The sequence below is a fragment of the Hoylesella buccalis ATCC 35310 genome (assembly GCF_000177075.1).
GTDB classification, from domain to species: domain Bacteria; phylum Bacteroidota; class Bacteroidia; order Bacteroidales; family Bacteroidaceae; genus Prevotella; species Prevotella buccalis.
This window is the reverse complement of the sequence record NZ_ADEG01000034.1, coordinates 1-10,063: the sequence shown is the minus strand read 5'-3', so window position 1 is coordinate 10,063 and position 10,063 is coordinate 1. Positions and strand designations below refer to the sequence as shown.

Below are 10,063 nucleotides of genomic sequence, written 5' to 3'. Positions count from 1 at the left end.
GTATTTACAACCGATTATTACTCAATATTTTATAGATAATAAGTCAGAAATATGGTTGTTATTTTTAATTGCACATTCTAAAAGGTGAAGATTTAACGCTTTTATTGATTATTAACTCAAAAAGGACATCAACTTGGGTCGTTTCTTCTCTTTTCCTTGCTATTCGTTTCCGATATTCCACTTTTGTTTTGGTCTATCTCATATGTACTGCAAAGGTATTGATTTTTGTTTGATATTGCTCCTTGCTTGCTCCTTGTCGTAGATTAATTTTCACACAGGAATTTTTGTTCTCTTTCTATAGGGGCTTGAAACAATCCATTTATTGGAAACAATTAAAGACGGAGCTGGTTTGCCCCAGTGCTTTTTAAGAAACAGGGCAATTATTTTATCTCCACAAAGGCTCTTGTTCCCAATTATGAGGAAAGCCTAATAAACGAGTTCTTACTGATGGGTATTTCGATAAAAGCTGCTTGAAATCTGCAACAAAAGTGTTGCCCATAGAAATGGAGTTAAGCCAATACACCACATAGCAGAGTTGCGGATAAAGTGTTTGTTCACGGAACGAGAAATCCGTAATCCATGTGTTTGGCATACGCATAGGCATCATTGGCTTGACAGGAAAGACCCGATTTGACAGTCTTGAATGATGGGCGCAGCAATTACGAAGTACGGGTCTGGGTACGGATTAAAAGGCTAAGTGATTATTTCCAGTCATTTAGCCTTTTTAATTATCTAATTTTTCCCCACATTTTCCCCACAGCTGTCTATTTATATATTTTAGAAACATATTTTTCCGTAAAGTTATGTACCTTTGTCGGCAAATAAAGATATTCTCGTCAAACAAATATAAATAATATAAACATGGAAAAAAACAGAAAAAAACAAATCGTAGTTTTGAGTATAGCTTTAGTTTGCATTTTCATCTTGGTATTTTCATTGTTCCATAAATCAGCGACAAAAGATAGCGCAAATCCTCCTTTAACAAATGTTTTGACTGATAGCATTTCTCAAATTGTCTCAGCTTGTCCTGGCGAAATTGGTGTGGCGGTTATTGTTAATAACAGAGATACGGTTAAGGTCAATAATAAGAGTGTTTATCCTATGATGAGTGTGTTTAAGGTTCATCAGGCATTAGCTCTTTGTAATGACTTTGACAATAAAGGAATTTCACTTGATACCTTAGTAAATATAAATAGGGATAAACTTGACCCAAAGACTTGGAGTCCTATGCTGAAAGATTATTCAGGGCCAGTCATATCATTGACAGTGAGAGATTTGCTGCGTTATACTCTTACTCAGAGTGACAACAATGCAAGCAACCTTATGTTTAAGGATATGGTTAATGTCGCTCAAACAGATAGTTTTATAGCCACACTCATTCCTCGTTCAAGTTTTCAGATAGCTTATACGGAAGAGGAAATGTCGGCTGACCATAACAAGGCTTACTCTAACTATACATCTCCTCTTGGTGCTGCAATGTTGATGAATCGTTTGTTTACTGAAGGTCTTATCGATGATGAGAAACAAAGTTTCATTAAGAATACGTTAAAAGAATGCAAAACAGGTGTAGATAGGATAGCAGCTCCACTTCTTGATAAAGAAGGGGTTGTTATAGCGCATAAGACAGGTTCAGGTGATGTTAATGAAAATGGTGTTCTTGCAGCTCACAATGATGTTGCCTATATATGTCTGCCTAATAATATCAGTTATACCTTAGCGGTATTTGTTAAGGATTTCAAGGGAAATGAATCACAAGCGTCACAATATGTTGCGCATATATCAGCTGTAGTATATTCTTTATTAATGCAAACTTCAGTAAAATCTTAAACTGCACTTGCTTTGATAATTAATGATAAACAATCTAAAAGCACTCTAATCGTTATCGGAGTGCTTTTAGATTACTAATCAAATTGCTTCTATTATAATTTGAATCCTCTACTTTTTCTTTCTTCCTGTTGCGGCACTCTTGCTCCATATCTAAGCCTGTGCCATTGCTCCCTGAACCAGTCGGCAATCGGCTTCCTGTTTATTGTCAGGTTCAGCCTGCTTTCATCGTCAGGGTCATTTTCCACCCTTAAAATATCATCCTTTATATCAAAGTTCCGCCTGTGTTGCTCGGAATAGATTTTACCGCTACATTTCAGGGCTTCTTTTTTGACTATAAGACTTTCAGTCATTTCTTTAGAGAATCCCAGCATGGCACAAAACTTTTCCATGCGCAGCATTTCCCTGAACATCGGAAACCACCTGAAAGCCTTGTCTATGATTCTGGCGAGCCGTGACAGTTCTTTTTCTTTCATGTCAAGTTCCTGCCTGTGCATTTCTCTGAGATTGTGGATTTGCGTATCATGCTGTTTCTGCATCTGCTGTACTTGGCTCTGCAATTTTTCAATATTGGTGTTCCGTTTTGAAACCTCGTCTTGCAGTTTTTCGTTGGCACGTTCCAGTTCTTTCAGTTTTCCACTCCCGAAAAGAGAAGCAACTCCACTAGTTATGGCTGTCGCTGCCGTGGTGGCTGTCTTCTTTAACTTGTCAGTGCGTATTTCTGATTTCACCTGTTTCAGTTCCTGCTCGGCAAGATTTATCTGTTCTTCTTTGTGCCGTTTGGCTGCATCCATGCGTTGCAGTTCAGCTTTCTGCTTCTCAATGATAAAGTCGTTCCGTTCCAGATGCTCCTTACCAGTGACAGCCTTTGACTGCCCGCGTTCCATCAGCAGGATGTCGGATGCAAGGGTCTGCATCTGCATCATGTCATCGTCATTGAGCTTTCGGCTCTTTCCTGTTTCGTGGTTCATCCAGTCGAAAACGATATGGGCATGATAGTTCGGCTTGAACCATCTGTCCCCGACTTTGAAGCTTTCCCTGTCTTCCGCTTCCGGCTGACCGTTCAGCCAATGCCCTTCATCCTTGTGCAGGAAGATTTGCAGCGGTGTGATTCCCCAGCGTCTTTGACACTCCTCACCGAATTTACGCACGTCTGCCAGTGTGGTGTCCGACCTGACAAGCAGCACTCCTTCACGTATGGGGGAGCATCCCGCAATCTTGACTATTTTACCGTTCTTGCCTTTGCGTTCACGCTCCTTTTCCTGCATGGCACGTCCGGTCTTTTCCTTTACCATCTGTCTGATATTGTCATAATGCATCCGCAAATCCGGACTGCCGAAGTCGGGATTTATCCACTGTTCGTTATCGGTGGATAGTTCAGGAACGACATAGATTCTGGACTCTCCGATGTGGCGCATGTATTCGGCAGTCCTCCTGTTGTGAGCCTCGCTCGATGCGATGTTGCAGGGCTTGATATGTATGCTTGATTTTGTTGCCATAGATACTTGTTTTTTGGTTTGTACTTTATTGTTTGCTTTTCCGCTGTCCGTAAACGCATGGGGTTCTTAGGGGTGCAACCCATAAGCGGAGATTGCAAAGAGAGGGTCACTCTTTGCTCTGGGTTCTCAGGGGAGAAACGCCCTGAGTGGGTCATTAGGGTAAAACCCTAATCCCCTCGGGAGAGCCCACAACTACGTAAGCGGAGCGTGTAGTTATAGTGGGCTATATCAATGGCAAGCCATTGTCTGCAAACTCCAGCCTACGGCTTCCGCTCTCCTCCGTCAGGGAGGTTTTTCATCATCGTTGCCGATTGGAGATGCACCGACCAGCACAAGGTCTAAATCGTCTATCAGTTTTTGCAGGACGGGATTCTTCTCTATCATCCGCTGGAGGATTCTCTCAGCCTCGACCAAGTGGTTGGCTGTACTCATCACCTTGCCCTCCCGTATCTGAAAGATAATCCAATCGGCTATGTCGATATGGGCTTCTTTTTGTTTCGGGGTGGCATTCCTTTCGATGATGTCCGAAACCACCACCTTACAAAAGTACATGCTCTCGGCTCGCTGTTTCCACTCGGCATAAGCATCGGCATCGGGAAAGAGAAGCACGGTTCGCCCTGACAGTACACGGAGTTTCTCTTCTCTCATCTGACTCTTACCACCCGTAGCCAGCCATACATAATCGGGGAAGATAGCAGAACCGATAACGGCACTCTTCTCGGATTCCACCAAGACCACCACCTTGTCGGGATGCGTTTTCAACAAGTGTTCCCCGAAAAGGCATTGGGATAGTTGCCAATCCTCTGCCAACACACGCTGCTTTTTCAATATGCTGTGTATCCAGTTCACTGCCGATGTCTGTCCTCCCTTGATACGGTGTCCGTCTTCGGGATTGTACTGCATCACCTTTCCCGTGCGTACCTTGCCCGTCCTGTCTATCTGCCAAAAGATAACAGAGCCGTCACGGGTAGCCCCCAAACGGTATTCCTCCAACAACCGCTTCAACACCTCTTTCGCCTTGTCGCCATAGTAGGAAGTAAGGAGTGTGAAGAGGAAACGGAAGAAATTGCTACGCTCGCTTTGCGACTTCTCCACATAGTGAGGGGGAATATAGCCGATGGCTGTCGGCTTACTTTGCTGCTTCACTTTCTTCTGCTCTGCTCTTTGCCTGTCAAAAGAGAAATCATTGGTAGTTCTGTGTTCAGGATGCTCTTGAAAATACTCTTTCGGAGTGTAGTGATACCCACAACCGCTTTCGTGGTTACATCTGCCGACCGATGGATGCAACGGCACATTATTTTCGTCCACGTAATAGACGAAAGAATGCCTGTCTCCGCATTTGGGGCAGGTATGCCGTGTTGCCGTTCCTTTATACTTCTGTAATGAATAATTGCCCATAGCTTAGTCCGTTTTTGATGGTTGATTGTCGGCTGTCCCATCCTGTCCCATTGTCCCACACTCTAAGGGTTGGGACAGTGGGACACTTGGGACACCTGCGTTTTTACTCTCTTTGCTGCGCTGGATGATACGGTTTACGGTGGACTTGCCACAATTCACCTGTGAGGCTATCTCCCTGACGGACTTGCCCGATTGGGAGAGTTGCAGAATTTGGCAATCCCTTTGGCTTGATTCATTGTCGCCCAATTTTTTCAAGTGTTCCTTTTCCGTGGAATAGCCCCTGAACACGAACTGCAAGAAAGCATCCACCTTGTCAATCTCGTAAACGATTACATTATCCGCATCATGAGAGAACGTGCCATAGCGCACTTTAAGCTGCTTCACATAGCGAAGCCCTCCGTCTTGGGCACTTTTTCCAATGGTGAACACGCTGTCAAAGAAATTGTAGAGCCGTTTGCTTCCGGCAAGGTCGTTGGATGTGATGGGACAATCCAAAGAGCGTTTGGGCGTATGTGCTAGGACAAGGATAGAGAGCGCATATCTCTTTTTGAGATTGTTCAGCTGAATCATCAGCCGTCCTGCGGCATCGCCTTTCTCCATGGCGCAACACAGGTAGGTAAGATTGTCAATGATGAAAATCTTGCAGTCGGTCTGCACAGCCATCTGTTCAATGCCGCCTATGATAGCTTCCTCAAAGTTGGCATCCAAAAGCTGGTTGCAGTCAATAGACACCCGATAGAGTTTGTCGGGAAAGGTGTAGAGCTCTCCATGCTCGTTGGTATAGCGGAGCTGGAACTGCTTTTCGGACAGTTCAAAGTCCAGATACAGCACATTGTCGGTTCGGGCGATGCGGTCGGCTATCTGCACGGCAAGGATGGACTTGCCCACGTTGGAATCGGCAAACAAGCAGGAGAGTTCCCCCTCGTACCAAAAGCTGTCCCACAGCGCACGGGGCGTAGGCAATAACGATGCTTCAAGAATGGTTTGGTTTGCCGTCTTGATATTCATCATGCCTACACTGTCGGGCATACCGTTATGCGCTTGGGATGCTTTTGTGAGGTCGCCACGTATCAGGTTGATATAGTTCTTATCCTCTTCCATATCATTCACCAGTTACGTGGGTTGGGCTTGCGACGGTGGGAAGAGGATAAGGACTTGTTCAGTTCCTCGTCTGACAACGGTATGGGATTCTTTCGGGCGGTTTCCAGCCACTTGTCCAGTTCGTCACGGTAAAGGCAATAGCGTTTGCCGGGCTTGGTGGCAGGGATTGTCCCTTCTGACAGTTTCATGTAGAGCGTACCCTTAGGGATACCTAAATACTCTGCTGCCTCGTCCACAGACATGGGCACGTGGGTGTCCACCGTTTTGGCATTGTTCACACTGCGCTGCTCGGCGAGCAGGCTTTTCAGGCTCATCACTTCGTCTCGAAGCTGAGCGACAACCTCGGGGAGGTCGTTGAAGGTAAGAATTGATTTTTCCATTCGCGTACTCGTCTCTTTTGTAAGACTTGGCGCAAAGGACTGAAATGATATATCCGTGAATATCTCCACGACACGTCATTGCAAAATAATTCCCGAATAATTAAGCCCAGCCATAAATGACGGGTAAAATTACTCGGGAAACGATGTAAAACAGGCGGTTATGAGTTACCGGATGGTTGTCGTTGGTGTCGTGATTATCCTAATTCCGCACATAATCCTCGGGATAGTGGAAATCAAGTTTGCCGTTTTCGGGTTCATCAATGGGAATTTCCGTCTTTAACGGCTCTACCTTGAAATTCTTGATGGTTGATAAGTCTGTATCAGCAAACGATTTCGGGAAAAGGGCTTTGATGAACTTGGCACGGTTATCCCCATTGTAGTATCTCTTGTACAGGAAACGCTCAGAGATATTCCATACGAAGTGACGGAGTGGAATGTTGTTGATGTCTTTGGTAAACGGTCTTTGTATGGGCTTCGGGGTATAAGTGTTAAGATTCATCCATTTGTCCACCTCAGTACAGATGTGGTTCACGGTTTCTTGGTCGGCAATGCGAGGCAGGTAATAATGGCAATACTCCATGACCATGCGGATGCGCTCTTCCTTTTCCCGTTGCTCTCTGCTTGCGTAATTGGCACGGTTCTTTTCGTGAAGATCCGGGGCGATAGTAAGCTCTATCGGTTGTGTTTGGATAAGTGTCTCTTCTTTTGTCGGGGATGATTCGGGTACAGGCTCAGGGACTGATGTAGGTCCAGGCACAGATGTGGCTTCTTCAAGTGTATTTTGTGACAGTTCTTCCTGCACCTCTATGGCTTCGGCAATCGTTTCTTTCTTGCCGAACTTGATTTTGTAGATTTCGTATGTATCAAAGATAAGTGTCTGAAAGGAGAGATAGAGCAACCATCCCAACAGGTTACAGCATACGAATACTATCCACCTGACAAAGTTGTCTTGGTTGAAGCTGTCCGCTATTACCAGCGTGGCAATGGAAGATATTAGGACGATGGCGAAGCCGACAAAGCCCAAGATGATGTATTTGTCCTTGATTGATGATTCCATATTTCGTTGAGAGATTGAATGTTCCTGTATTATTTTGTGCAAAGTTAATGCTATTTTTCCCAATTACTGCCCGTTATTTGCGGTTAGAACGGTCTTTTTCAATGTATTTCACGAAATGTCATCATATCATACTCTGTTTCATACTCTGAGGGGCTTATAAATGGTGGCATCAAGCCAAAAACATAGAGGGGCGATTATAGCCTTGTAGCCATAACCGCCCCTCTGAATACCTGTCAATGTGAGACATTTATGCCTCCTTGCGCTTCAAGGTTATCTTGTCCACCACCTGACACATCTGCTGCGCTGCTATCTTGGAATAGATTTGTGTGGTGGTAATGTTCTTATGTCCGAGATAGGCTTGGATGACAGCCATGTCCGTTCCCATTTCCACGTGCAGGCTTCCGAAGCTGTGGCGGGTACAGTGAAAGGTGATTTTCTTGGTTATCCCTGCTGCCGTGAGCCACCGTTGGAGTGGTCCTTGCAGCATCTTGTCCTTGAAATCCTCAAAGATAAGTCCCTCGCCCCGTTCTCCCAGCAGTCCATAGGCTTCATCACTGATGGGGTTATGCACTATTTCTTTGGTTTTCTGCATACGGGTGGTAACGAACATCCTGCCGTTGGTGTATGGTTGTATCTGCTGCCACGTGAGCTGTCTGATGTCGCTCTTTCTCAGTCCCGTAAGACAGGCGAAAAGAAAAGCTTTTTTCAAGACCTCCTCCTCACAGGGTGTTTCGGCAAGCCGTATCAGTTCCTCTTGGCTCAAATGCTCCCTGATGGTGGGAATGCACTCGATGCGGTCTAAGAAGCCGTTTGGGTTCTCCTTTATCTTCCTGTCACGGTAAGCGGTGTGCAGCACGGCACGGAAAGTTGACCAATAGCCTGCTGCGGAGTTGATGTGCAGCTTTTGGTTGGTGTGGATGGATTGGGGTGCATCAAGCAGGTATTCCATGAACTTGCGGCACAAATCCACATCCACCTCCTCAAAGGTGCATTTGCCGTTCACGAACCGCTGGAAATGCTTGTATACATGCTGCCACTTGATATTCTTGCGGTCAGCCAGTCCTTTGAAATAGGCAAGGAAATCGCCCTTCATCTTGGTCTTGTCAAAAAAGCCGTTGTTTTCATTGAAAATGGCTTCGTAGCGCTGGTTGCGCAGGATGACCGCTTTCTTCATCATGCGTGCGTTGAAGTCCCGTTCCTGCTGGTTTGCAGGTTTGGCGAAGATGTAAATTCCTAAGGCTTCACGTGTAATCACTCTCATGGTGACATTGTCACGGTAGCCGGGATAGTAGTCAAGGCATAGTGAATACTGTGTCCCGTTCTTAATCTTGCGCTTACGCAAGGTAACTGTTTTGCATTTACTCATAATAATTATGTTTTAATTGGTTGTATACATTTTGGAGTTGTATCCATGTTTCCGATGGCAAAGGAACAACGTGAAATATCCGTGAATACCTCCACGATACATCATTTTGAAATAATTTTCGATAATCCCGATTTTTCACGGTTATTTGTTCCTTTCAGCCATGACACGCTCCACATCTGAGCGCAAAAGCAGGTTTTTCACACCCACCTTTATCTTTTCGATGTGCTTCACCTTGACGATATGGCAGATGTTGGCTGACGAAAGACCATAGATTTGCTGCACCTGCTCAACGGTATAGTAGCGTTCATCGTTCACAAGGTCAGTTCTGCGGAGTTCGTTCAAATGTGATTTGGAGTAATAGGTACGCCCGTACTCTCTTTTAGTGGGTATCTTATGGCGATAGGTGTAGGCACGGAGTGCGGTCGGCTTCATGCCGAACAGTTCCTCCACCTCCTCGGTCAGTAGCCAGTCGGTAATTTCGCTAATATCAACTGCCACACCGAAAAACTCGTCAATATGCTTCTTGCTGTAATAGTTCTTTCCTGCGATACGGCAGATGGGGATATGGTTACGCTTGGCGGAAGTGTAAAGCCATGACTGCTTTACCTTAAAAAGGGACATCACCTCCTCGCCCGAATAGAAGTCCAACACTTCTTCGCTTTCCTTTTCCCTTTTTTCTCTTTTGGCAGGTAAGGAAGATGAAGATGATTTCCTTGGTGTGGAGGTGTTGCCGGGCAGGATGCGGTGATAGGGATTGCCCTCCAACATCTGCTCGATGTCGGCTCTGCGGATGAATGCCATGCGGTTGCTGATGCGTGAGGCTTTCAGCTTGCCGATGGCTACAAGTTTGTAAATGTACTGTCGGGAACAGCCCATGAGGATGGCTGCTTTGGAAAAGGTGAGATACTCCTGATGCTGTATCTCCATCAAGGGTTGGGCGACTTTGAAGAGGTTGTTCTTCTGCATCACTCTGGCTCGTTTGGCTTCTGCCTGACAAGCCTCACTGCAATATCTTTGCATACCGCTTCGGGTTACAAAGGACTTGCCGCAAAAACTGCATTTTCTGGTTGCTTTCATACCGTTTTATCGTTTAATGGTTCATTTCTTCAATCCTATATCTCTGAAATGGTAAACGGATGTGAACGGAAGTCAACCATTGTCGCTTTTCTACACAGTGTGACTGTTTCCGCATATCGGGGCGGTTATTGTCGCTTGTCGTAAACGGTTGTAAACCCTTGTCAACTGTCTGCACGGTGTGACAAAAAACAAGCCCCGCAAATTCTCCACGTCAGAAATACGTCTCAAAAATATGTGGAAATTTGGGAAGCGACAAATGGCAACCGAAAAGTGTTAAATTTTAGAATATGCTGGTAATTAAAGATTTACACTCGGATATTTCTGATTAGTTTTGGTTGTTCTATGGTTATAAATACAATAG

Annotated in this window: 8 protein-coding genes; 1 reads left to right on the top strand and 7 read right to left on the bottom strand. The window is 45.1% G+C overall.

Going from position 1 to position 10,063, the window contains the following annotated elements:
- Window positions 1-861 precede the first annotated feature (861 nt).
- Window positions 862-1,827 (top strand): extended-spectrum class A beta-lactamase CfxA3, encoded by a 966-nt coding sequence (locus HMPREF0650_RS02835; protein WP_004348227.1) that lies wholly within the window; start codon window positions 862-864, stop codon window positions 1,825-1,827.
- 92 nt (window positions 1,828-1,919) lie between these two features.
- On the opposite strand, the gene HMPREF0650_RS02830 is transcribed toward HMPREF0650_RS02835, so the two are convergent.
- From HMPREF0650_RS02830 to tnpA, 7 genes are all read right to left on the bottom strand, one after another.
- Window positions 1,920-3,323, bottom strand: coding sequence for a hypothetical protein (locus HMPREF0650_RS02830; RefSeq protein WP_004292734.1), 1,404 nt, complete (start codon window positions 3,321-3,323; stop codon window positions 1,920-1,922).
- A gap of 282 nt (window positions 3,324-3,605) precedes the next feature.
- Complete coding sequence (locus tag HMPREF0650_RS02825; RefSeq protein ID WP_004292742.1) at window positions 3,606-4,721, bottom strand: DUF6371 domain-containing protein; 1,116 nt, start codon at window positions 4,719-4,721, stop codon at window positions 3,606-3,608.
- A gap of 3 nt (window positions 4,722-4,724) precedes the next feature.
- A complete protein-coding gene (locus HMPREF0650_RS02820) occupies window positions 4,725-5,822 on the bottom strand; it encodes an AAA family ATPase (RefSeq protein ID WP_004348225.1) in 1,098 nt (365 codons plus the stop codon).
- A gap of 5 nt (window positions 5,823-5,827) precedes the next feature.
- Window positions 5,828-6,202, bottom strand: coding sequence for an excisionase family DNA-binding protein (locus HMPREF0650_RS02815; RefSeq protein ID WP_004338328.1), 375 nt, complete (start codon window positions 6,200-6,202; stop codon window positions 5,828-5,830).
- A 199-nt stretch (window positions 6,203-6,401) separates the two neighbouring features.
- Complete coding sequence (tnpC, locus tag HMPREF0650_RS02810; protein WP_004339687.1) at window positions 6,402-7,259, bottom strand: transposon Tn4555 protein TnpC; 858 nt, start codon at window positions 7,257-7,259, stop codon at window positions 6,402-6,404.
- A gap of 247 nt (window positions 7,260-7,506) precedes the next feature.
- Entirely contained in the window at window positions 7,507-8,625 is a 1,119-nt protein-coding gene (locus HMPREF0650_RS02805; RefSeq protein ID WP_004338318.1) for a tyrosine-type recombinase/integrase, read from the bottom strand.
- A gap of 141 nt (window positions 8,626-8,766) precedes the next feature.
- Entirely contained in the window at window positions 8,767-9,702 is a 936-nt protein-coding gene (tnpA, locus tag HMPREF0650_RS02800) for a transposon Tn4555 protein TnpA (RefSeq protein ID WP_004292844.1), read from the bottom strand.
- Window positions 9,703-10,063 lie beyond the last annotated feature (361 nt).

Excerpts from the sequence above, each read along its gene's own strand:
- HMPREF0650_RS02835 (WP_004348227.1), top strand. The coding sequence starts at position 862 with ATGGAAAAAAACAGAAAAAAACAAATCGTAGTTTTGAGTATAGCTTTA.
- HMPREF0650_RS02820 (WP_004348225.1), bottom strand. The coding sequence starts at position 5,822 with ATGGAAGAGGATAAGAACTATATCAACCTGATACGTGGCGACCTCACA.
- tnpC (WP_004339687.1), bottom strand. The coding sequence starts at position 7,259 with ATGGAATCATCAATCAAGGACAAATACATCATCTTGGGCTTTGTCGGC.
- HMPREF0650_RS02815 (WP_004338328.1), bottom strand. The coding sequence starts at position 6,202 with ATGGAAAAATCAATTCTTACCTTCAACGACCTCCCCGAGGTTGTCGCT.
- tnpA (WP_004292844.1), bottom strand. The coding sequence starts at position 9,702 with ATGAAAGCAACCAGAAAATGCAGTTTTTGCGGCAAGTCCTTTGTAACC.
- HMPREF0650_RS02805 (WP_004338318.1), bottom strand. The coding sequence starts at position 8,625 with ATGAGTAAATGCAAAACAGTTACCTTGCGTAAGCGCAAGATTAAGAAC.
- HMPREF0650_RS02830 (WP_004292734.1), bottom strand. The coding sequence starts at position 3,323 with ATGGCAACAAAATCAAGCATACATATCAAGCCCTGCAACATCGCATCG.
- HMPREF0650_RS02825 (WP_004292742.1), bottom strand. The coding sequence starts at position 4,721 with ATGGGCAATTATTCATTACAGAAGTATAAAGGAACGGCAACACGGCAT.